Annotated in this window: 16 protein-coding genes; 7 read left to right on the top strand and 9 right to left on the bottom strand. The window is 49.7% G+C overall.

Going from position 1 to position 24,903, the window contains the following annotated elements; translation table 11 throughout:
• The first annotated feature begins 19 nt into the window (after positions 1 to 19).
• The 5 genes from BQ5591_RS02380 to BQ5591_RS02360 all read left to right on the top strand — a co-directional run bounded on the left by BQ5591_RS02380 (position 20) and on the right by BQ5591_RS02360 (position 5,808).
• Positions 20 to 625, top strand: coding sequence for a KpsF/GutQ family sugar-phosphate isomerase (locus BQ5591_RS02380; RefSeq protein WP_022162334.1), 606 nt, complete (start codon positions 20 to 22; stop codon positions 623 to 625).
• Positions 613 to 1,536 (top strand): carbohydrate kinase family protein, encoded by a 924-nt coding sequence (locus BQ5591_RS02375; protein WP_071148287.1) that lies wholly within the window; start codon positions 613 to 615, stop codon positions 1,534 to 1,536. Before BQ5591_RS02380 ends, BQ5591_RS02375 begins: the two co-directional genes overlap by 13 nt.
• Before the next feature lie 240 nt (positions 1,537 to 1,776).
• Complete coding sequence (locus BQ5591_RS02370; protein WP_071148286.1) at positions 1,777 to 2,841, top strand: tyrosine-protein phosphatase; 1,065 nt, start codon at positions 1,777 to 1,779, stop codon at positions 2,839 to 2,841.
• A gap of 108 nt (positions 2,842 to 2,949) precedes the next feature.
• A complete protein-coding gene (locus tag BQ5591_RS02365) occupies positions 2,950 to 4,857 on the top strand; it encodes a DEAD/DEAH box helicase (protein WP_071148285.1) in 1,908 nt (635 codons plus the stop codon).
• Between the two features lie 24 nt (positions 4,858 to 4,881).
• Entirely contained in the window at positions 4,882 to 5,808 is a 927-nt protein-coding gene (locus BQ5591_RS02360; RefSeq protein ID WP_071148284.1) for a hydrogen peroxide-inducible genes activator, read from the top strand.
• A 143-nt stretch (positions 5,809 to 5,951) separates the two neighbouring features.
• Here the strand turns inward: BQ5591_RS02360 and BQ5591_RS02355 are convergent, their stop codons facing one another.
• The 8 genes from BQ5591_RS02355 to BQ5591_RS02320 all read right to left on the bottom strand — a co-directional run bounded on the left by BQ5591_RS02355 (position 5,952) and on the right by BQ5591_RS02320 (position 20,701).
• Positions 5,952 to 8,084, bottom strand: coding sequence for a S46 family peptidase (locus BQ5591_RS02355; RefSeq protein ID WP_071148283.1), 2,133 nt, complete (start codon positions 8,082 to 8,084; stop codon positions 5,952 to 5,954).
• Positions 8,085 to 8,110: 26 nt separating this feature from the next.
• Entirely contained in the window at positions 8,111 to 9,478 is a 1,368-nt protein-coding gene (locus tag BQ5591_RS02350) for a TIGR00341 family protein (RefSeq protein ID WP_071148282.1), read from the bottom strand.
• Between the two features lie 49 nt (positions 9,479 to 9,527).
• Positions 9,528 to 10,970 carry a lipopolysaccharide biosynthesis protein gene (locus BQ5591_RS02345; protein WP_071148281.1) on the bottom strand — a complete coding sequence of 481 codons (1,443 nt, stop codon included), beginning with the start codon at positions 10,968 to 10,970 and terminating at the stop codon, positions 9,528 to 9,530.
• Positions 10,971 to 10,986: 16 nt separating this feature from the next.
• A complete protein-coding gene (ruvB, locus tag BQ5591_RS02340; RefSeq protein ID WP_071148280.1) occupies positions 10,987 to 12,027 on the bottom strand; it encodes a Holliday junction branch migration DNA helicase RuvB in 1,041 nt (346 codons plus the stop codon).
• Positions 12,028 to 12,285: 258 nt separating this feature from the next.
• Entirely contained in the window at positions 12,286 to 14,718 is a 2,433-nt protein-coding gene (locus BQ5591_RS02335; RefSeq protein ID WP_071148279.1) for a glycoside hydrolase family 2 TIM barrel-domain containing protein, read from the bottom strand.
• A 168-nt stretch (positions 14,719 to 14,886) separates the two neighbouring features.
• Positions 14,887 to 18,861 (bottom strand): hybrid sensor histidine kinase/response regulator transcription factor, encoded by a 3,975-nt coding sequence (locus BQ5591_RS02330; protein ID WP_071148278.1) that lies wholly within the window; start codon positions 18,859 to 18,861, stop codon positions 14,887 to 14,889.
• A 37-nt stretch (positions 18,862 to 18,898) separates the two neighbouring features.
• Positions 18,899 to 19,903, bottom strand: coding sequence for a M28 family metallopeptidase (locus BQ5591_RS02325; RefSeq protein WP_071148277.1), 1,005 nt, complete (start codon positions 19,901 to 19,903; stop codon positions 18,899 to 18,901).
• 57 nt (positions 19,904 to 19,960) lie between these two features.
• On the bottom strand, positions 19,961 to 20,701 hold the full coding sequence (locus BQ5591_RS02320; protein WP_071148276.1) for a DNA alkylation repair protein: 741 nt from the start codon (positions 20,699 to 20,701) through the stop codon (positions 19,961 to 19,963).
• A 108-nt stretch (positions 20,702 to 20,809) separates the two neighbouring features.
• Here BQ5591_RS02320 and BQ5591_RS02315 point away from each other — a divergent pair, with 108 nt between their 5' ends.
• Together BQ5591_RS02315 and ybeY are read left to right on the top strand one after the other, a co-directional pair.
• Positions 20,810 to 22,045 (top strand): nucleoside recognition domain-containing protein, encoded by a 1,236-nt coding sequence (locus BQ5591_RS02315; protein ID WP_071148275.1) that lies wholly within the window; start codon positions 20,810 to 20,812, stop codon positions 22,043 to 22,045.
• 117 nt (positions 22,046 to 22,162) lie between these two features.
• The gene (ybeY, locus tag BQ5591_RS02310; RefSeq protein WP_071148274.1) at positions 22,163 to 22,594 is read left to right on the top strand and encodes an rRNA maturation RNase YbeY; all 432 of its coding nucleotides are present in this window, start codon (positions 22,163 to 22,165) and stop codon (positions 22,592 to 22,594) included.
• Between the two features lie 144 nt (positions 22,595 to 22,738).
• Here ybeY and BQ5591_RS02305 read toward each other — a convergent pair whose 3' ends face one another.
• Positions 22,739 to 24,772 (bottom strand): hypothetical protein, encoded by a 2,034-nt coding sequence (locus BQ5591_RS02305; protein WP_071148273.1) that lies wholly within the window; start codon positions 24,770 to 24,772, stop codon positions 22,739 to 22,741.
• Between the last annotated feature and the right edge of the window lie 131 nt (positions 24,773 to 24,903).

Genomic DNA, 24,903 nt, shown 5'->3' with positions numbered 1-24,903 from the left:
ATAACCAAAACCGAAAGAAATGATAGCATCTATTCAAGAGCTTTTGCAGAAAGAGGCACAAGCAGTACTGAACATCCCTGTGACGGACGCCTACGAAAAAGCCGTGTCGCTCATCGTGGAACACGTACACCGCCGTAAGGGTAAACTCGTGACCTCAGGTATGGGAAAGGCAGGGCAGATTGCCATGAACATTGCTACTACCTTTTGCTCGACAGGCATCCCAGCCGTCTTCCTGCATCCCAGCGAAGCCCAACACGGTGACTTGGGCATCCTGCAGGAAAACGACCTGTTGCTGCTCATCTCCAATTCCGGAAAAACGCGTGAAATTGTAGAGCTTACCCAACTGGCCCACAACCTGGACCCCAGTCTGAAATTCATTGTCATCACCGGCAACCCCGACAGTCCGCTAGCTCGCGAAGCCACCGTCTGCCTCAGTACCGGCAGTCCCAAGGAAGTATGCGCACTGGGCATGACGCCCACAACTTCGACCACCGTCATGACCGTCATCGGTGATATCCTGGTGGTACAGACCATGAAACAGACCGGATTCACCATTGAAGACTATTCAAAACGCCACCACGGCGGCTATCTCGGAGAAAAATCACGTTCATTATGCGTAAAGTAATAGGTATCGGCGAGACTATTCTCGACATCATCTTCCGCAACGGACAGCCCACAGCAGCTGTACCCGGCGGTTCTGTATTCAACGGCATCGTCTCTTTGGGACGTGCGGGTGTTCCCATCTGTTTCATCAGCGAGACAGGGAACGACCACGTAGGAGAGATCATCCTCCGCTTCATGCGCGAAAACAACATTCCTACCGACCACGTCAACGTCTTCCCCGACGGGAAATCACCCGTATCGCTTGCTTTCCTCAACGAACACAGTGATGCAGAATATATCTTCTACAAAGACTACCCCAAGCAGCGACTCGACGTAGAATATCCGCAAATTCAGGAAGACGACATCGTGATGGTAGGCTCGTACTATGCCCTGAATCCCGTCTTGCGCGACAAGGTAGTAGAACTGCTGGAACGCGCGCACGACATGCATGCCATCGTCTACTACGACCCCAACTTCCGCTCCTCGCACAAGGAAGAAGCCATCAAACTGGCTCCCACCATCATCGAGAATCTGGAGTATGCCGACATCGTACGCGGCTCGCAAGAAGACTTCTTCTACATGTGGGGCCTGAAGGAAGCCGACAAAATCTACCGCGATAAGGTGAAGTTTTACTGTCGTAACTTCCTCTGCACGGCAGGAGCCCAGCAGGTATCACTACGCACGGCTACCCTTTCCAAAGACTATCCCATTCCTTCGCTTGAGGCAGTCAGCACCATCGGCGCGGGCGACAATTTCAACGCAGGTATCATCTTCGGCCTACTGAAGTATAACGTACGCTACGATGACCTCGCCACGATGGACGAAGCCACATGGGACAAAGTCATCCGTTGCGGCATCGAGTTTGCCGCTGACGTGTGCTGCAGTTTCAACAATTCGGTTTCGAGGGAGTTTGCCGAAGCACATACGCTTTAACAAGACGATTTATATAGGTAAAGAGAAGAGAGAGAAGCCGATATCCCGCATGGCAGTCCCACTGCAACAGCAGAATATCGGTTTATTCTTTTTCTTTACACTCTCCCGTCATTTGCTTAAAGTTCAAAAAAGAAACCTAAATCAATTAACCGGCGAGCATCGTCTGTAACTAAATTACATATATTTGTGAAGTATAGGATACGCTATATTTGTAGAAACGCTTAGAGACAATTACAAATTATGTACAGGAAGCTTTTGATTGGTTTTACTTTGTCTGTGCTGCTGCCTGCATGCAGCGGTCTGACCCCTCACATCGCCGTCGTGTGCGAAGAGAACAATGTAGGCAATTGCATTGTGAAATGGGAAACAGCTCCCCTTATCGAGGGGGACGTCAAAGTCTATGCCTCGACCCAGCCAGAATCTGCTCCCGAAAGCAATCCCGTGGCTATAGCCAACATTTCCGACCAGACAACCACCGTCATCAACAGCGATCCCTCTCAGCGTTATTACTATACATTGGTATTCAACGACAAATACCGGATAAAGACTGCCGCCCGAAATGTCAACATCCCCGGCGTACAAAATTTCCGTGACTTGGGAGGATATGCCTCGTACGGCACCAAGAAACGGGTTCGCTGGGGCATGATCTACCGTTCGGCACAGATAGACAGTCTAAACTGTTTTGCCATCAGGAAACTGAAGAACATCGGCATCAAAACCATCGTCGACCTGCGAAGCCAACGGGAAACAGGTTCACAAGTCGGTTTACGCAAGAACTTCGACGTAGTGAACATCGCTATTCCCATAAACGACATCGAGCTGGTACTGGACAAAGTGGAAAAGCACAAACTCAGAAAAGATTCGGTTCTGCAAATCGTAGAGCAAGCCAACCGTGAGATTGTGAACAAATACACAAGTCAGCTCCGCCAGCTTTTCGACGTGCTGCTGGATGAAACCAAATACCCACTGGTCATCGATTGCTCTTCGGGCAAGGGACGTACGGGCATTGCAGTCGCCCTTGTTCTCGCTACCCTCGGCGTCAATGCCGACATCATCATGGACGATTACCGCCTCAGCAACTATTTCTTCAACATACCTTCTGCCACGCAATACGCCTACGACCTGCCTGTACGTTCGCAGGAAGCCATCACTGCCATCTACTCGGCCCGCGAGAATTTTCTGAACGCCGCCAAAGACGAGATAGAGAAACGATACGGCGACGTAGATACCTACCTGAAGAAAGGCATCGGACTGACCAAGGAAGAAATAAAGAAACTGCAAAGCATTCTTTTGGTAAAAAAATAAGCTGTCACATTCGATTTACCGCGCATCTGGCTACAAATCAGCCTCATCATACCGCATTCTTCGCCTAAAAGCCTTATCTTTGCACCGAATTATTATACAGGATATTGAATGAAGACATTTGAAGAGCTCGGTGTGTCGCCGGAGATACGCCGCGCCATCGAAGAGATGGGATATGAGAATCCCATGCCGGTACAAGAAGAAGTGATTCCTTACCTTTTAGGAGAAAACAACGACGTCGTGGCCCTGGCACAGACCGGAACGGGCAAAACGGCCGCTTTCGGCCTGCCGCTGATACAGAAGGTCGATGTGACACGGCGCATTCCACAGTCGCTAATCCTATGCCCCACACGCGAATTGTGTCTGCAGATTGCAGGCGACCTGACTGATTACAGCAAATACATCGAAGGCTTGCGCGTGCTGCCCGTCTATGGCGGCTCGTCCATCGAAAGCCAGATACGCGCCCTGAAGCAGGGAGTGCACATCATTGTGGCCACACCCGGACGACTGATTGACCTGATGGAGCGCAAAACCGTATCGCTGGCCACCATACAGAACGTCGTCATGGACGAAGCCGACGAAATGCTCAACATGGGCTTCACCGACAGCATCAACGCCATCTTGGCCGACGTGCCGCAGGAACGCAACACACTGCTCTTCTCGGCCACCATGAGCCCCGAGATAGCCCGCATCGCCAAGAACTACCTGCACGACGCCAAAGAAATCACCATCGGACGCAAAAACGAAGGTACCGCCAACGTAAAACATATCGTTTACGTGGTGCATGCCAAGGACAAATACGAGACTCTGAAACGCATTGTCGATTACTATCCGCAGATATACGGCATCATCTTCTGCCGCACCCGCAAGGAGACGCAGGAAATAGCCGACAAGCTGATGCAGGAAGGCTACAACGCCGACTCGCTGCACGGCGAACTGTCGCAGGCACAGCGCGACGCCGTGATGCAGAAGTTCCGCATCCGCAACCTGCAGCTGCTGGTAGCTACCGACGTGGCTGCACGCGGACTGGACGTGGACGACCTGACACACGTCATCAACTACGGCCTGCCCGACGACACCGAAAGCTACACCCACCGCAGCGGACGTACCGGACGTGCCGGAAAGACAGGTACCTCCATCGCCATCATCAACCTGCGCGAGAAGGGCAAAATGCGCGAGATAGAGCGCATTATCGGCAAGAAGTTCCAGCCCGGTGAAATGCCGACCGGTAAACAAATCTGCGAGAAACAGCTGTTCAAGGTAATAGACGACCTGGAGAAAGTGAAGGTGAACGAAGAAGAAATCGAATCGTTCATGCCCGACGTCTATCGCAAGCTGGACTGGCTGTCGAAAGAGGACCTCATCAAGCGTATGGTGTCGCACGAGTTCAACCGCTTTCTGGACTACTATCGCGACCGCCCCGAAATCTCCATCGTCGGCGACAGCAGCGCCAAGGGCGAGAAAGCCGGCAAGCGACAGGGCGAAAAAGGCGGACGAAACAACAGCCGTCAGGCCGAACCGGGCTTCACACGCCTCTTCATCAACCTGGGCAAGGTGGACAACTTCTTCCCCAACGAGCTCATCAGCCTGCTGAACAGCAACACCCGCGGACGTGTAGAGCTGGGACGCATCGACCTGATGCCCAAGTTCTCGTTCTTCGAAGTCGAAGAACAAGAGGCCCGCAACGTGCTGAAAGCCCTGAACCGTACCAAGTGGAATGGTCGCAAAGTGGTGGTAGAAGTAGCCGGAGAAGAAGAGAAGGAAACCGGCCGCAGAAACAACCGGAAGGACGACTCCAAGGGCAAGCGCGAAGCCGCCAAAGGCAAAGGAAAATCCCAGGAAGCCCCCATTGCCGAAAAGAAGAAAAAGCCCAGCCGCGAAGAGCGTGGCTACACCAAACCCCGCGGCAAGAAAGACGACTGGAAACAGTTCTTCCAGCATAACAACGACCTGAAAGGTCCCGAACCCGACTTTGACGAAGAGGGATGGGCCAAGCCGTCGAAAAAGAAAAAGAAGTAACAGTCAACCCTTACAACCGATACCATGACCCTGCAACAACTGGAATACATCCTCGCCGTAGAGCAGTACCGCCACTTTGCCAAAGCGGCCGAGCACTGCCGCGTGACACAGCCCACGCTGAGCGCCATGATACAGAAACTCGAAGACGAACTGGACACCCGCATCTTCGACCGCAGCCGCCAGCCCATAGCCCCCACCCCCATCGGCCTGCACATCCTTGCCCAGGCCCGGGAGGTGCTTACGCAAGCAGCCCGCATCAAAGCGATGGTCGAAGAGGCCAAAGGTTCCTTCACAGGGACGTTCAATCTAGGCATCCTGCCCACCATTGCTCCCTACTTGCTGCCCCGCTTCTTCCCACAGCTGATGAAGAAGTACGACGGACTGGACATACGGGTGACGGAGATGAAGACCGCAGACATCAAGCGCGCCTTGCGCGAAGGAAGCATCGACGCAGGTATTGTAGCCAGTCTGGCAGGCATGGAGGAATACGAGCAGACAAGCCTCTTCTACGAACAGTTTTATGCCTATGTAGCGCGCGAAAGCAACCTCAGTAGCCATTCGCTGATACGTACGTCCGACCTCAGCGGCGAACAGCTCTGGCTGCTCGACGAAGGCCACTGCTTCCGCGACCAGTTGGTGCGTTTCTGCCAGCTGAAGGCGGCACAGGCCAGCCAGCTTGCCTACCATCTGGGCAGTATGGAGACCTTCATGCGCATGGTCGAGGGCGGGAAAGGCATCACCTTCATTCCCCAACTGGCCGTGTTGCAGCTCAGCGAGGCACAACAGCAGCTGGTACGTCCCTTTGCCGTACCCAAACCTGCCCGCCACATCGTCCTGCTGACGGGCAAAGACTTCATCCGCCACACGCTGCGCGATGCCTTGGTAAAGGAAATACAAGCCTCCGTCCCGCAAGAAATGCTGGCTCCCCTACCCACACAGCAGGTAGTCTGAAGTTTGGAAAGAAAGCCCTCTATTTTTCCCTAACTGGAGAATATTTTTTTCCTAACTGGGAAATAATTTTTTCCTAACTAGGGAATAATTTTTCCCTAACTGGGAAAAAATGCCGGGCTTACCCGCCCACAAAAACAAAAGATTTATCCGATTTTAAGCTCCCGTATCAGCTCGCTAGCCTTGCCGTACTTCTCGATAACGAAAAGCACGTAGCGGATGTCTACCCCGATGCAACGCTGCATATCGGGCTCGTACAGGATGTCGCTGCTCATGGCTTCCCAGTTTCCGTCAAAGGCCAAGCCAAGGAGTTCGCCCCGTGCATTGAACATGGCACTGCCACTGTTGCCGCCCGTGATGTCGTTGTTCGAGATGAAGCACACCTTCATTTCGCCGTTCTCGTCGGCATACCGGCCGAAATCGCCCGACGACAGCAGCGACAGAAACTCGGGCTGTACCTCGAAGTCGACATCGCCCTCGTGGGCACGCACCTTCTCAAGTACTCCACGGGTAGTGGTGTAGTAGTCGTAGTGTGCCCCGTCAAAAGGATCGTACCCGCAGACGGTACCGAAACTCAGGCGCATGGAGAAGTTGGCATCGGGATAGAAATTGCGCGAAGCATAGAAGCGGCGGATGGCCGCATTCAGCAGACGTTCGCCCCGATCTATCTGCACCGAAGGTTCCTGCATCTGTATATTCAGCTCGAAAGCTTTCGTGATCAGGTCAATGCCCAGACTGATGGCAGGGTCGTCGAGCAACTGATAGGTCGTATCGCGCTCAAGGAAGCGCTTCAGGCCACGCGGAGTAGCCAACTGGGTATGGGCATAGAGCGAATCGACGAAAGCCCTGTCATCGCCCCCGTATTGCGTGGCAATGGTGTGGTAAACTTCGGGCAGGTAGGCCGAATCGACCTGCGAGCGGTATTTTTTCAGCATGGCTGTAAATACTTCCTTATCGATATCGACATCCAGATTCTTGTATGTTTCGACAATCTTCTTCAGGTTGGCCACTACGACGTCACGTTCGCCTTCGAAGTCGAAGTTCAGGATGGTGAGAGCCTGCTGCACCAGTTCGGGACCGTTCAGAAAGGCTTCCACAAAGTACGACTGTGCCCGGTTCACCTCGCGTCGGTTCTTATAGGCAAGCTCCAGATCGGTAAACAGTTGAAGCAAGTCGGCACGTTCATCGGGTGTCTGCTGAATCCAGCGGCGCAGTTCCTGTTCCATGGCACGTTTCTTCTCCAGTACCTTCAGCTTACGGACGGCACGGTTCATGCCAATACTGTTTTTCCAGTAGTTGGAGCTCTCGTCGTATTTCGAAGCATACTTGATGCGGATGGAATCGTTACGGTCCATTTCGCGCTTCCAGATGGCCTGCTTTATGCCCCGTACGTCAATCTGAGCCTGGTTGGCAGTCTGTGTCATCTCCTCGATGCCATACGACGACAAGTAGCGCTCCGTACTGCCCGGATAGCCCAGCGTCATGCAGAAGGAGCCTTCGCGATAGCCGTCGAGCGAAATGGGTGCCACGTATGACGGATGATAAGGCACGTTGTCGGGCGAATAGTCGGCGGGGCGGTTGTTCTTGTCGGCATAGATACGGAAGACGCAGAAGTCGCCCGTATGGCGCGGCCACATCCAGTTGTCGTTGTCCCAGCCGAACTTTCCGATGGACGAAGGAGGGGCAAATACCAGCCGTACATCGTTGAAGTCGCGATAGACCGAGAGCCAGAACTCGTTACCGCCGTAATAAGCATCGACCACCCCCACCAGCGTAGAGTCCGCGGCCGAGACTTCCGCACCGATAGCCAGCATCATCGAGTCGACTACAGAAGAACGCTCAGCCTCGGTCATGCGGGGGGTGACGTGTTTCAGTACGCGCTTGGTGACGTCCTCGGTACGCAGCAGGAAACGGACGTACAGTTCAGGATTAGGCAGCTCCTCGCTGCGGTTGCGGGCCACAAAGCCGTCTTTCAGGTAATCGTGCTCGACGGACGAGTGTTGCTGCACGCTGCTGAAACCGCAATGATGGTTGGTCAGCACCAACCCGTCTTCGGACACCACTACGCCCGAGCAAAAGCCTCCGAAACTCACCACGGCATCTTTCAGCGACGGTTTACGGGGGTTATACAACCGGCTGGCAGGCATTTCCAGTCCCAACTCTTTCATGGCTTTCCGGGTCTGCCGGTTCAGGTTGCCCAGCATCCACATGCCTTCGTCCGCATGGCTTGCCAATGCCAGCAGCAGGCAGAAGGTCATCCACTTCAGTCTCAGCTTCATATCTTTCTCTCTGTTTGTTAGTCGTTTTATTCTGCTATCAGCCTCAGCTTACGCGCACCGGTACGTGCCTTCAGCCAGTCTGTTATCTTACTCTTCTCTCGTGCGTCGGGATACTTGCCAAACTTCAGCACAGCCAGCGTCACCGTATCGGTACGGAGTGAGTCGACCGTTGTCTCGATGGCGTGCGAAATGGATACAGACTTCACCGACGGATAGAGAACTTTCAGTTCGGGAATGATTTTCTTGCCCAATTCATCGAACGACTGGTACCGTTGCAGGTTGCCTTCGAGTTCGGCAATCTTCTGTGTCTGCTCCTGCAAGCGCTGTTCGCTGTTCTTGTAGAAGTCTTCCATCACCATGGCACGGATGGAAGAGATGTCCATCGACTCGTTGTTCATGCCTTGCATGACAATCAGCTTCGTGTTCTCCAGCTGGTAATCCTTCATCTTGCCACGCGCCACGGCTATCGATGCATCGGGCACTTCGTCACCCATCAGCACCACGCGTATCTCGCGCTCCTTGCCCTTGTTCACAATCTTCTTGTCCAGTACCTGGGTATTCTCAAAAGCAAGTTGCTCGTTAATGAACTTGTTGGCCGCGCTCTCGAAGAATGTATTCTGAATGATGTCCACAGTCAGATAAACAGCCGGACACATGGTCAGCACCACAATGCAGATGATGTATTTGCGTACCGTCTTCTCACGGTTCTTGTCCACAAAAGCCTTGCGCTGGAAGTGCATCACTCGCACTCCGACATACGTAGCCAGACTGATGAATACCGAATTGATGAAATACAGGTAAAAAGCCCCCAGGAAGTAAATCAGATTGCCTGTAGCCAGACCGTAGCCGGCCGTACACAGGGGCGGCATCAGCGCCGTGGCAATGGCTACACCCGGTATCACGTTACCTTTTTCCTTGGTAGAAAGAGCCACTACACCCGCCATACCGCCCAACAATGCGATGAATACGTCGTAAATGGTGGGCGACGTACGTGCCAGCAGTTCCGACTGTCCCTCGGCCACCGGGCTGATGAGGAAGAAAACCGTAGCCGTCACCACGCTGAACAGCGTTGTGATGAGGAAGCTCTTCAACGAACGCTTCATCAGTTCGAAGTCGTTCAGTCCCACCGACAGTCCCACACCCATGATAGGACCCATCAGCGGCGAGATAAGCATGGCACCGATAATCACGGCCGTAGAGTTGACGTTCAGTCCCAGTGAAGCCATAAAGATGGCGAATATCAATATCCACAGATTGGCTCCCTTGAACTCCACTCCCTTACGGATGGATTCTACGGTTTCGAGCTCGTTGTCCTTGTCTTTGCGCAAGTCCAGGTACTCTTTCAAAAACGCCTTGATGGCAAAGGTATTTCTGTGCGGGTCGGTTGTTTCCATAAGTTTCTTTAATTAAGTAAATATAATCGTTGTTGGACCGTAGTCACGGTTATCTGAAAAAGCGGTTCACTACCGGAATATGCCGCAAAGGCAAGTCTTTCTTCACCACATAAGCTACAAACACCAGCAGCAACACTGTGCGATAAGCCAGGCGCAGCCAGATATTGTCGATGGGAACATATTCGGCCGCCACGTAAAGCACTGCTGCCAGCAGTACGTAACCGCCTATCGCTTTCAGGTCGTAACGGATGGGATATTTCTTCTGCCCTACGAAATACGACAGCAACATAGCCACGCCATAGCCCGTAAAGCCGGCCCATGCACAGGCCATATAGCTAAAGCGGGGAATCAGCAATACGTTCATCAGCACCAGCACCGTACATCCCGCCAGCGAAAAGTAAGCTCCCCAACGCGTCTCATCGATCAGCTTGTACCAGAAAGATAGGTTGAAGTAAATGCCCATGAAGATTTCCGCAGCCATCACAATAGGCACCACACGCAAGCCGGCCCAGTAGTCGCGACCGATGATGAACTTCAGCAAATCGAGGTAGAACATCACGGCGAGGAAAGCCAGCAGGGTGAAGATGATGAAGAACTTCATGGCCTGCGCATAAACCTCACGGTTATCCTTGTCGCGACTCTTGCCAAAGACGAACGGTTCGTAGGCGTAGCGGAAGGCTTGTGTCAGCATGGCCATAATCATGGCTATCTTGCTGGCCGCTCCGTAGATGCCCAGCTGTACGGTGGCTTCGGCCTTATCGGGATAGACGTAAGGAAAGATTATCTTGTCGGCCACCTGGTTCAAAATGCCGGCCAAGCCAAGCACCAGCAGCGGCAGACTATAGGAAAGCATGCGTCGCAGCAAGGCCCGGTCGAGCGCATAGCGGAAGCCGCGCAATTCGGGTATCAGGCAAAGCATCACAGTGGACGTACATATCAGATTGAACAGGAAGGCATAGCCCACGTCACTGCCTTTCATCCACACGTAATAGGCCAGGTTGAGCGCAATGTTCAGGAAGATGAACAGCAGCTTCAGCGCGGCAAACTTGATGGGACGCTTCTTGTAGCGAAGATAAGCGAAGGGAATGCTCTGAAATGCGTCCATGGTTACAACGGCCATCATCATACCCACGTATTCGGGATGCTCGGCATAACCCAGCAAGCCGGCAATGGGTTGCAGAAACAGCAAGCCCAACACCAGAAACGTAAGCGCCACTCCGCCTACTCCCAACAGCGTTGTGGAATAGACCCGCATCGGGTCGTCCTTGCCGTTATTGGCGAAGCGGAAGAAACCCGTCTCCATACCGAATGTAAGCAGTACCAGTGCCAACGCCACCCAGGCGTATATATTGGTCACTACCCCATAGCCTCCCGACTCGGCCGACATGGCAAGGGTGTACACCGGCACGAGCAGGTAGTTCAGGAAACGCCCTACGATGCTGCTCAGGCCGTAAATGGCTGTTTCCTTTGCAAGCGATTTTAAATTTGCCATAACCAAATACTTCTTCTTAGTCAAACAGAGACGGCTGTCTGCCGTCGCTGCTATACAAACTGCGTCCTAAATGTTTGTATGCCAACTCCGTCACCTCACGTCCGCGCGGCGTGCGCTTGATGAAACCTTCTTTGATGAGGAAAGGCTCGTACACTTCTTCGATGGTGCCGGCGTCCTCGCCCAATGCGGTGGCGATGGTAGTCAGCCCCACGGGACCGCCACGGAACTTGTCGATGATGGTGGTCAGAATCTTGTTGTCTATCTCGTCGAGCCCGTACTTGTCGATGTTCAGGGCTTCGAGGGCAAACTGGGCTATTTCGGTGTCGATGCTGCCCGATCCTTTCACCTGGGCAAAGTCGCGTACACGGCGCAACAGGGCATTAGCGATACGGGGCGTACCACGGCTGCGCGATGCGATTTCGGCCGCGGCTCTGGTAGAGCAAGGTACGTTCAGAATCTGCGCCGAACGGCGGATAATGCCGGCCAGCACGTCGTCGTCGTAATACTCCAGGTGCAGGTTGATGCCGAAGCGGGCACGGAGCGGCGCCGTCAGCAGACCGCTGCGCGTCGTTGCCCCTACCAGCGTAAAGGGATTCAAATCAATCTGTATGCTGCGTGCCGAAGGGCCCTTGTCGATCATGATGTCGATGCGGTAATCCTCCATGGCCGAGTAAAGGTACTCTTCCACTACCGGACTGAGGCGGTGTATCTCGTCGATGAAAAGCACGTCGTTGGTTTCCAGACTGGTCAGAATGCCGGCCAGGTCGCCCGGCTTGTCGAGCACAGGGCCGGAAGTAATCTTGAAACCCACGCCCAATTCGTTGGCGATAATGTTCGAAAGTGTCGTTTTTCCCAGTCCGGGAGGGCCGTGAAGCAGGACGTGGTCAAGAGCCTCGCCGCGCAGGCGGGCTGCCTTGACGAAGATGCGCAGGTTGTCTACCACCTTGTCCTGCCCGCTGAAGTCCTCGAAACTGAGCGGCCGGAGCGCATTCTCAAAGTCCTTTTCCTTGCCCGAAGCCAATTGCTGGCTGCGTATGTCAAAGTTTTCCTGTTCCATTTCTTATTTCCACATTCTACACGGCATGCCACTGATGGCGTACACCGTTCTTGGCACGTGCAAAATAACTAATTAATTTTGGAATAACCGAAAAAGGGAGACGCTTTTCGCAAGCAGAGACCACCGCCTTCTGCCACACTTGCACGGCTCGCGAGCGACACTTGCAATACATTTGTGGGACACTTGTACGGCTCGCGAGCCGTGCAAGTGTCCCACAATCCCCCTTCAGGAGTGCCCTGTGAGGCCTTCGAAAGCCTTTTATCGGGTAGCCTTAATGGACAGCGAAGCCGAATCCAGTCCCTCGCCAGAAACTTTCAGCCGGATAGTGCCACTCTTTGCGGTACTCTTCACGATGACCATAGCCCTACCCTTCCAGGCATTCCGCTCTTTGCCTACATAAGGATCGGTATCTCTCAGATTAGCGTTGCCCACAGCAGCAATCACTCCGGCTCCCTTCACCTCGAACGACAGGCGGTTTGCGGCATCGGGCACTACGCGGCCTTCTTTGTCCACCACCTCTACCGTTACGAACGAAAGATCCTGTCCGTCGGCTTTCAAAGTCTTGCGGTCGGGCGTCAAGCGGATTTTTGCCGGCTCACCTGCCGTAACAAGTACTTTTTCTTCTGCCTCGCGGCCTTCTGCGTCTACACCTATAGCTTTCAGTGTGCCCGGCTGATAAGGCAAGGTGAAGACTGCCATGAAACGCTGCTCAACCCCTACAGCCCGCTCGCCTACCAGCTGGTCGTTGAGGTACAGGCGAACCTTCGGATAACGCGAATAGACTTCGGCCTCGATGGGCTTTCCTTCGTGTCCCGGCCAGTTCCAGCTTTCCCACGTAGGCCAGACAGACCAGGCTGTTTCCTTGATTTTACCGTAATAATTGTCCGGCTCTTTCACAGCCAGATAGAGTTTCTTGTCTGCATTGTAGAGCAGGTCGCGATAATGGGAAATCGGTTTCCGCCAGCCGGTCAGGTCGATGTCGCCACAATAGGCACCGTGCCAAGGATAATGAGGACGTACGTAATGCTCGCCTTCCGAGTCGCCTACGTAATAGTAGCGGCCAATGGCCGACTCACCCAGATAGTCGAGAGCTGTCCATACGAAATCGCCCAGAACATATTCGTTCGAAGTCACCAGTTTCCAATTGTCGAAGGCACCGCGCGGGAATGACTCGGTCTGGATAATCACACGCGAAGGTACCCGTTTATGGTCGTCCGGCGCACGGTGGAGCATATAGTTGTAACCTACAATCTCGTGCTGGGCAGCCAGCGGATCGTAGATTTCCCAGTCGCTGTCCCAGGCAGCCAGAGCCGAAGTGACCGGACGTGTACCGTCCAACTGACGTACGCGGTCGCCCAGTTTTTTAGCTGTCGTAACCACTTCTATCTTCTTGCGCTCTATCACCTCGTTTCCGATACTCCAACAGAAGATGGAAGGGTGGTTGCGGTCGCGGAGCACCATTGCGTCGAGGTCGCGTTGCCACCATTTATCAAAGTGAACCGAATAGTCGTATTTGTTCTTGCTGTCGCGCCAGCCGTCGAAAGCTTCGTCAATAACCAGCAGTCCCAAGCGGTCGCAGGCATCCAGGAAAGCCTCCGAGGGTACATTGTGTGCCGTACGTGCGGCATTGAAGCCAGCGGCTTTCATCAGCTCTACCTTTCTCTCCTCGGCACGGTCGTAAGCTGCTGCTCCCAGGAAACCATTGTCGTGATGCAGACAACCACCGTTCAGGATGATCTTCTTGCCGTTCAGCAACAGGCCTTTCTCGGCAGAATACTCAATGCTACGGATGCCGAAATTCTCAGTCATACAGTCTTTCACCTCGCCCGACTCTGCTACCGTACAGCGAGCCTCGTACAGATAAGGCGTGTCGGGGCTCCACAAAGCCGGCTGAAGCACAGGAATGGACAAAGACACCTCTTTCGAAGAATTGGCAGGCAGGTCGACAGTTGTTTCGCTTTCGCCTACCGACTGCTTCTTGGCATCGAACAGGGTGGTGGTCAGCGTGATGCGACGGTCGGCCGCAGTCTCGTTCTTCAAAGCTGTCTGCACCTTAACGGTCGCTTTTTCTTTGCTCACTTCGGGCGTCGTAACAAACATACCCCAGTGGTCGATATGCACCTTGTCGGTTACCGTCAGCCAGACGTGCCGGTAAATGCCCGAGCCACTGTACCAGCGGCAGTTCTTCTGCTGAGAGTTGTCGACACGTACTGCAACTACGTTCGCCTCGCCTACACGGATATGAGGAGTCAGGTCGTAAAAGAAAGAAGAGTAACCATACGGCCAAACACCCAGCGAAGTTCCGTTGATAAACACTTCTGCATTCATATACACACCCTCGAAATAGATTCCTACTTTGCGGTCACGATAATCGGCAGGAACCTGGAAGGTTTTACGATACCAACCTATTCCCGCGGGGAAATATCCGCCGTCGTTCCCCATCGGTGCATCGGCAGCAATCGTTCCCTCAATACTCCAATCGTGCGGCAAGTCCAACAACCGCCAGGCCGAATCATCGTAAGCCGCAGCCGAAGCAGCAGTACTGTCACCCAAAGCAAACCTCCAGCCACTATCGAAAAGCTGTTTGCGAACATCACCGGCTTCCGCATACGGAAGCACTCCCCAAAGAAAAATAAACGCCATCAGAAAACCTATTGCACGATGGCCTGCAAAATTCTGTTTCTTTTTCATGTTATTAGCATTAATTCAAGTATGCAAAAGAAGCAAACTACTCCACAAAAACAGGCATCCAAACAAATTATATAGGGAGTAAAATCCTTGCATGCAAAGAATTTACCCCCTAATGAACGATTTTTGCCCCCTGAAAAGCCTCTTAATCCACACAGCATACAGCTCCGGTTAAGACGGCTGCATCTGCTGATACTCGGTAGGAGTTACGCCGAACTCCTCTTTGAAGCACTTCGTGAAGTACTTGGGATTATTGAAACCGACGGCATAAGCAACCTCGGATATGGTTACCGAATGTGAAGACAACATCATGCAGGCACGCTTCATCTTGACATTGCGCACAAAGTCCAACGGAGTCAATCCGGTCATCGACTTGATTTTGCGATACAGCGTAGACTTGGACATGTTCACCTCTTTAGACAACTGATCCAGGTCGAACTCCGACTGCTCCAGATGCGCTTCGATGCTTTCGATCACAGCTTGCAGGAACTGACGGTCGGCTGAAGGATAGGCCAGGTCCTCCAGACTGACATTCTTCTCTTTTCGGAATGCCGCCTGTCTTCTTCGCGAAGCTTTAATCAGATTGTCGATACGGGCTGACAGCACTTTCATATCGAACGGTTTGGCAATGTAACCTTCGGCTCCTACATTATAACTGGTCACCTGGTCGTCGGCACCGTTCTTGGCAGTCAGGATAATCACCGGAATATGATTGAAACGCAAATCGGCTTTCATTCGGCTGCACAGTTTCCATCCGCTTACATCGGGCAACATTACATCGCAGATTATCACGTCTACCGTATGTGCAGTCAGCTGCTCCCATGCCTGTCCTCCGTCAGCAGCGGTCAGCACCCCATAGCTATCCTTAAACAGCTCCCGCATAATGTAGAGCAGTTCCGTATTATCATCTATCAGCAGCAACGTCGGCCGGTCGGTGTTTTCTTCCGGCAATACAGGTTCGGCTTCTGTGTTAGGTTCAGAAGCGATTTCATCGGCCGGAAGTACGGACACTTCTTCCACCCTCTCATCGGCCGCATAAGCCTCTTTATCGACAGGAATCTCTACCGTAAAACAACTGCCACTGCCTAACGTACTTTCCACATCAATATTGCCATGATGCAGACATACCAGATCCTTTGTCAGCGAAAGCCCGATGCCGTTCGATTCTACTCCCTTGTTCTTCCGATCGCTGTAGAAACGGGTAAATATCCGGGCAAGCTCGCCCGAAGCAATTCCTACTCCTTCATCGGCTACTTTAAGTACCAGAAAACGACCACCTTCCTTATGTATAATATAGGCCGTAATCCTGATTGTTTTCCCTTCCGGAGTGTATTTGACTGCATTCGAAAGGAGATTGTACAGAATCTTATCCAGCTTATCAAAGTCCAGCCAGGCCTTTATCTCGACTGGTTCTATACTGATTTCGAGCGATATATTCTTTTGGGCAGCCAACGGGCGGAAATTATTATTACAAAGCGTCTGTATAAATGCGCCGGCATCCCCTTCTGCCACACTCAGCTTCATTTTTCCGACATCTACTTTCCTGAAGTCGAGAATCTGCTGTATCAGGCGCTTTAGTCTGTCCACATTCGATTTCAACACATCACACTGCTGACGCACGGCAGGAACTCTCTGTTCCATATAATCGGACATGCAGGAAATCACCGTAAGCGGCGTCAGCAGTTCGTGCGAAACGTTTGTAAAGTAATTCAGCTTCGTACGCACCATTTCTTCTTTCAGTTTCGCTTCATTCTTCAGCTTCATTCGCCTGATATAAAAACGCAACATAGAATAAGCACACGAAACAGCAACTATCAGATAGAATACGTAAGCCCACCAGGTTTCGTAGAATGCCGGTAGTTTCACCAACGTCAGCAGAGTCTCTCCAGCAGTCCACCCTCCTTGTCCGTCTTCCATTTTCACCTTAAAGTGATAAGTACCTTTCCTCAAACGGTTGTAGAAAGCCGAACTTTTGCCATAATCCAGATAAATCCAGTCCTTATCTGCTCCCTCCAACCGATAAGCCATCCGAAGCTTTTTCGAGTTCAACGCATAGCGTAGAGGAGAAAAACAGATTTCAATATTCCTGGCATCCGAATCGAGTACCACCCGACTGGCCGTATTTCTTCCACCAAACAGTACACTTTGGTTATCCGAACGCACATCTGTAGCCACCGGACGGAAACGCGAGACATCGATTGCAGAAACCGTATCCGACTGAATATGTACAAATCCGTGATGCCCGCCAACATACAGTCCACCCAAACCGTCTGGGCTGATTGCCTTGTATCGGAATACATCGACCTCGATGTTTTCATCCGTAGTTCCATAGTCTACACAGGTTTCTTTGCGGATATTGTATTGCAGTACCTTTTTATTGGTTGCAATCCACACAAAATCTTTCTCGGCAACCATTCCCAATACCGAACAGTTATCCAGCCTGCTGTCCAAAGGCATATTTTTAAAAGTTCTCCTGTCCTGGTCCGACCTGAAAATCCTGCCCAAAGAGGAAACCAACCACAAGCAGCCTTCAGAATCCAGACTAATATGCAGAATTTCTTCTTGCTCTGACAAAAGCTGAACCGGAACCCGATCTTCCAAAACAATCTGTCCGTTGGAATAACGCAACCGATACAGACATTTGTCCGAACCTACTCCCCAGACATATCCATCCGGACCGGCAGCCATGGCATGCATCATCGGTAACTTCTGCCCGGAGACAACGGGCTTATCAACATCCGGTTGTTTGATAAACAATGCAGATTTTGTCAATATCCATAAGTTACCAGCGCTATCTTCTGTCAAATTCTTGATGCTCCCACTCGCTTGTCCAGACAGATTAATATCTTCTTCTACACAAACCGACATATCTCGATATGCCACCCGCACAGCCCTCGGCACATATCTGGGCGTAACCCAAATTCCGTCCTTTGCGCGTGACTTCACCAACAGTTCCACTTCACCAAGTCCTGACACTTCATTATTCTTGTTATCGACCAGCAGATTCCGTTGTAAATCGTAAAGACAAAGCCCATATCGATCTTGACTAATCCACATCAGCGATTCTTTGTCCATGCACAGATTCAATATATTGACATCCCATCCCATCTGTTCTTTCAGTTGCTCCAAAGGATAGTTATCAATCTTCGAATGATCGAAAAAGATCGTATAGGCCATATCATAAGAGCCCAGCCACAAATTTCCTTCCCGGTCTTTTAAGATTTTGGTATACATCATGTGCGTATCTACCCTGTCGTGGATATCGACACTCTCTAACCGGCCATCCTCTGTATACTTCAACGCATATAGTTCATTATAGGAAAGTAACCACAGATAACCGAACGTATCGTCCTGAACCATACTGTAAAAGATAGGTTCCGACAAACCGGTTCTTGTGTTTATGATGTGATGTCTTTTATAACAATCATCCGTTTTATCAGGAAAGAACTGCCACAACCCTTCTCCCCATGTACCAATCCAATAATTACCGGCAACGTCCTGATACATAATATAAGGAGCATTAGATGCCCCCAGCCGGGGATAGCTGATAAAGAAGTCAGTTTCAGCATCGTATCTGAAAAGCCCAATTCCATTTGTAAGTGCCCACACATTCCCTTCTCTGTCAGCATAGACAGCATTGACAAAATAATCTTTGCGAGAAAGCAGCTCGTACTCTTCGACTTTTGTGGCATCCGGAGAGCATTTGTATATCTTCTTTCCTGTAGCCAGCCAAACCGTACCCGAATGGTCGGCAATCATATAATTAATATTCTTGTCCAAAAGTCTCTCATCCGGGAAAGGCACAATCCGGCAAGTATGTTTGTCATACAGGTTAAGGCCTTTGCGAGTTCCTATCCAAACATATTGCTCATTATCGGCAATGGAAGAAATGGTATTGTCGGTAAGCAAACTTAAATCCTTATAGTCCGAACGAAAAGACTGCAAACGATATCCGTCGTAGCGCGCCAGTCCGTTTGTCGTACCAATCCACAAATACCCTTCTTTATCCTGATAAATATCAAAAATCTCGTTAGAAGCCAATTCATAGAAGAAAGGCAGCTTTCTGGAAATGATATGTTGAGCGTATAGATTAGAACATGTGCAGAAAATCAACAATAAAACCCCACAGAGCGTAATATTTCTCATCGTACACAATTTATTTTAAACCGGGCATAAATACAGGTCAATAAACAGGTTCATTAGCCAAATTCCAGACATTCAGGAATGAAGCACGGGTGATGTCTGTCAGCTTATCCCAGTTCAACCGGTCTGCATGGTCACTCGGTTGATGATAATCGGGATGTCCGTCCGTATGATACCAGATAATGGGAATATCCAGTAAAGCAAACGAAGCATTATCGCTACCGCCAACGGGACGATCCCAAGGACGGTAATCGGGCTTCAGATCCAGACCATACGTACGAATATCCTGCTTCAGCCATTCGCCAAAGGCTGGATGCGATTCGGTATAGAAATAGACTACATGTTGCGGACAGTCGGGCTTATTGTTACGACCTATCATGTCGAAGTTAAGGTAGCCTTTCACTTTTCCGATGAAAGGGCACGACATAGTGAAATACCTTGAGCCAAGCAATCCTTTCTCCTCGCCATCCCACAAAGCAATGATGACATTGCGCAACGGCTTCTGTCCCGAAACCACAAAAGCACGGGCTATCTGAAGGACAGCCGAAACACCGGAAGCGTTATCGTCAGCTCCATTATAGATAGAGTCTCCGGCCAAGGTTTCGTCCACGCCCAAATGATCGAAGTGGGCACCTACCACTACATACTCGTCCTTCCGCTTACCTGGAATCATTCCCAGTACATTGTTCAGCCGCAAAGAACGATATGCCCCCTGTTTGTAAAGAGCAATAGAGTCCGGATGAACCTGAAAACGTCCCTTTTGCTGCCGCTCGCGGGCACAGGCTTCGAAAGGTTGATAATAACTCTCTCCATCAAGCGGAGCCACACCGATGTCTTTCAAAAAAGCAGCCAGATAGCGTGCTGCCACCCGCGAGCCGTGCATACCTGCCTCGCGTCCTTGCAATTCATCATCGGCCAGAAAACCGACAATGGCTTCTGCCGATGTTCTATTGATACTTTGCAATCCCCTCTCTTTGGGATCCTGTGCCTGAAGCAGACAGGCACTGAACAGAAAACAAAGAATGCCTACAAATTCTTTATACATAACTCCAACGTATTATCATTAACTTACAAAAAACTTGCTTCTATTTATTGTGCATAATCAACGCACCATAAACTCCAGCCGTTCCTCTTTCGAGAACTTCTCAATGGCATAACGTAACATTGTACGGGGCATTACGACGTCATATTTCTCAAGGAACTGTACCAACAGATCCTTATCTCGCTTGCCCACCTCGCGCAGCATCCAGCCAATAGCTTTCTGCATCAGATCGTGCATACGAACAGCAGGGAGCGAAGGAGCAGCGGCCACATAAGGCTGAAGGAAATATTCCGACAATCGCAAAGTGTCAATGAAGTCATGATCCCGAATCAAAGCAAGAGTCGAAACGACCGCAATGCGCCGGTCCCAAAGCCAATCACTCTGTGCCAGCCGATAAAGTACATCACGGGGATTATCCTTCAAATACTCGCCTACGATATAAGGAGCCGAAAGATCGACCAAATCCCAATTATTGATACGGGCAGTCTGCGTCAGATAGAAATCAAAGATTGTCTTCCGTCCATCAGAAGCAGACTTCTTGAAACGTTCTACCATCATCAGCAAAGCACAAAGACGGCATTCGTGCCATTCGTTCTGTAGCAACTCAGCCATCACATCAAACGGTTCCTCTTTGTGACGGCGAGCTACCTGACGGGTATCAGGAACGACAACACCCAAAAAGCGGTCGCCTTCACCATATTGCCCCTTCCCTGTTTTGAAAAACTTGGGAAGATATTCACGCTTTACAGGATCAACATACTGACGGAGTTCCTGTTCTATTACTATGGTCTTTTGTAACATCTTTCAAATATGATAAATTTTTCCTCTCGTTCGGGACAAAAATAGCCAAAATTCACGTGTCAAGTAGAAAGATATGCTTACTTTTGCAATTAAAATTACATTTAGTCTATGGTTCTGAATTACATTTGGGTGGCATTCTTTGTTATTGCCTTCATCGTAGCTCTTATCCGGTTGTTGTTCATGGGCGACACAGAAATCTTCACGGAACTAGTGAACTCAACATTTGATTCTTCTAAAAATGCTTTCGAGATCTCATTAGGACTTACCGGAGTACTGGCTCTTTGGTTAGGAATCATGAAAATCGGCGAAGACAGCGGTATGATCAATTCCCTGAGCCGCTGGTTAAGTCCCTTGTTTTGCCGCCTTTTCCCAGACATACCCAAAGGACATCCCGCAATGGGCAGTATCTTCATGAACCTGTCAGCCAATATGCTGGGACTGGATAATGCCGCTACGCCTTTAGGACTAAAAGCCATGAAAGAACTTCAGGAACTGAATCCGAAAAAAGATACAGCCACGAATCCGATGATTATGTTTCTGGTAATGAATACATCGGGATTGATACTGATTCCTGTCAGCATCATGATGTATCGTGCACAGATGGGCGCAGTCCAACCCACAGACATTTTCATACCGACACTGCTTACCACAACCATATCGACCCTTGTAGGTGTTGCAGCAGTAAGCATCTCGCAACGGTTAAATCTATTCTGCAAACCTGTACTTATTCTTGTAGGATGCATTGCACTTTTCTTTTCAGCCCTTATCTGGCTTTTTGTCCGTGTAGGACGTGATGAGATGGGCACATATTCTACACTGGCAGCCAATATAATCCTATTTAGTATCATCCTGCTTTTTATCGTGTGGGGACTTCGAAAAAAGATCAACGTTTACGACGCTTTTATCGAAGGAGCAAAAGAAGGGTTCAGCACTGCCGTGCGTATCATTCCTTATCTGGTTGCTTTCCTTGTCGGAATTGCAGTATTCCGTGCTTCGGGTGCAATGGATATGCTGGTAAACGGCATTGGTTATCTTGTAGGCCTATGCGGCATCGACACCAGCTTTGTTGGTGCCCTGCCCACTGCCCTAATGAAGTCACTGAGTGGAAGCGCAGCCAATGGCCTGATGATAGATACCATGAAAGAATATGGAGCTGATTCGTTTGTAGGCCGTATGAGTTGTGTAGCCCGTGGTGCATCGGATACCACATTCTATATTCTGGCTGTGTACTTTGGCAGTGTAGGCATCAGCCGTACCCGCAATGCCGTAACATGTGGACTTATCGCCGACTTTTCAGGGATTATTGCTGCTATTATTATCAGTTACCTGTTCTTTGCCAGATAAACTACAGACAATATTTATCAGTATCCACCACAGACATCAAAAAGGTATGGCACAAGCGAAACAACTCCTTATAAACATTAGTTATTTACAGAACCAATTAAACAAATCAATAAGACTATGATCAGTTACCAAACAGATGGCGTGGAAATGCCCAACATCAAAAAACGTGAGACTACAGAATGGATTAAAGCTGTAGCCGCAACTTATGGAAAGCGTGTAGGAGAGATAGCCTACATTTTCTGTTCAGACGAAAAGATTCTGGAAGTGAACCGCCAATATCTGCAACACGATTATTATACGGATATCATCACTTTCGACTACTGCGAAGGCAACCGTTTGAACGGTGACCTTTTCATTAGCCTGGATACCGTACGTACCAATGCCGAGCAATTTGCCGACAACGATTATGATCGGGAATTGCATCGTGTTATTATTCATGGTATTCTCCATTTGTGCGGCATCAACGACAAAGGCCCCGGCGAACGGGAAATCATGGAGGAAGCAGAGAACAAAGCTCTGAATATAAAAAACTTGCTTCACAAAGAATAACTGCCCACATTAATATTGAATGAAAGAGTTAAGACTATCTCAAGAAACATATATAACCAAAGATTAAAGCCTTAACTCTTTCATTCTTCATCCATGAGCTTTTAACTTACACTCACAATGGCATCTTCTTTTAACACACATCTACTACCGGAGGAAGGTTTCAGCACGCCCTGACGAAAAGAGTTCCCACAAAGAAGCAACCGTCCATCCTGGAGCAAAAATTGTATTATAATATCCCTTTCCATTTTTCCCATAATCCCAATGAGTGTGCTGAACCACTTCGGGATAATAACCGGTTTTGGCTATGCCGCACATGTGCCCTTCATAAGGTAACAATTGACGCATAGAGGTTGATATAACTTCCGCAAAATCTGCAAAACGCTGCTCACTATATTCTTTCGCCAACCATCTCAATACATCGGCAAAATCGAAGACAAATACATCTATATGATTATTCTCGACCGAAACATTTCCCCATCCACGAGTCTTCAGCCCAATATCACCCAACATTTGTCCTTGCGCAAAAGGTACATCCCACGTATAGTACCACGACAAAGCAAAATAAGCAGCCTTCCGGGCCAATGCTGTATAATGAGCACGTTCTTCTCCTTTCGAAACCAGAGCCAGATAATAGGCTGCCGTAGAAGCATACAAGGAAGCCTCCTTATCCTCGCAATTAGCATCAAGAGTAGACGAGAAATAATCAGATTTGGATATAATCTCCGTTTCCAAATAGTTTACCGTACGTCGGGCTGCTTCTAAATAACGTTTATCTTTAAAATATTTATATCCCATCACCAATGGTAATGTAGCAGATGGAGTACTTCCTCCTGTCGAATCTACCAGTGATAAATCATCCTTGAACTTTCGTGGAAAACTACCATCAGCCTGCTGAAGAAGCAAGAACATATCCAACATTTTCCTGACACGCTTCTCCCACTCCGGATGTTTCCGGTCACGAGTACGTTCATAATTCAAATAATGCAACACTGCGTATATTCCTTCCGACTGACGACGGATGCTATGATTCTGTTCTATTGCTCCCCGCTTATAATGAATAACTTCATTAAAGAAACCTGCAGACGAAAAGCCATTCTTCAAATAAGAATCAAAAACAAGACGGGCGTTTCCTGCCAAATCAGTTCTTTGCTGTTGCTCGCCATATTCCAAAGCGTTGAAAGCATTCAGTAATGTACGTCCCACAAAACCTACCTCAGCTACATCATTGCATTCGCAGGTAGCTGTACGTAATTCGACTCCCGAAAAATAGTTTACCGGTGTATCATCTACAAAGCTTTCCACAAAATAGTTGCTCAATACACTTTTCATTTCTTCAGAAGAATAAGGTGTCTCAACCGGTTGAGGACGATATGTATCATAACAATATTCCCAAGTACGTTGTACGCACTCAGAGAAGTCAGTTGCATCAGCCTCTTTCAACTCCCATGTCAAAGTAAGTGTTTCTCCTTTCTTCAGAAGCTGAAAAGCTTCAACCGAAGGAGCCAGAGTCAATTTACGGACATAGCTTCGTGGTTCCTCCTTATAAGGGAAACCAAAAGAAAGGGATGTCTCACCTGAAATATTTTCAAAGCCTGTATAGCCAATTGAAGTAGAACCAGACAGTATAACCTCACCTTCCTGATGAGTAGTCAATGCATCTGACTCATAATCGTCCAAACGAATCACTGACATTACAGTTTTCTCTTTTTCATTAAATACAGCCGTTAATGGTGTACTCAAGCGGTCTTCCCGTACCACCCAACTATCCGATGTATGAAAAGAAGGAGCTTGTTTGGGTGAACGCAGATTGCGACGATACCAGAAGCCGGGCATATAGAACAGGCAGTCATCGTGTCGATAGCCCGTTTTCACCTGCTCGTCGAAGTGAAAATATACATTCTCCAAAGCTACAATGAACACTGTTACCCGACAAGATTTCTCCGCTTGATCCACATCCTGATAAATCAGCAATGGCATTTTTTCGGGCGAAATGAGCTGATATTTATACAACGGATTCTCAGAATCCCGAAAAGACAGAGCATACCGTTCAGCACTATTCCCCGGCGCTTTCAATGAAACAGAAGCACACACCCTTTCCGGCGTATAATTGACGCCATAAGCACAAGCCAGCACTACCGCCAGCAATAATATACTACAAAATGTTCTTTTGAATAACATACCTGCTCTATTTTAAAATAACCAACATTTCTAACGAAGCTAACATTTCCTCTACCAAGAGGAATTAAAAGTTTTATTAGAAAACAATTTCAGATTAGAAAACCTACACAAATCAATGATGCAAAAATAGC

The organism is Bacteroides ndongoniae, from assembly GCF_900108345.1.
Lineage (GTDB): Bacteria > Bacteroidota > Bacteroidia > Bacteroidales > Bacteroidaceae > Bacteroides > Bacteroides ndongoniae.
Note: the sequence above shows the minus strand (reverse complement) of the source record. Positions and strands in the feature narration are given on the sequence as shown.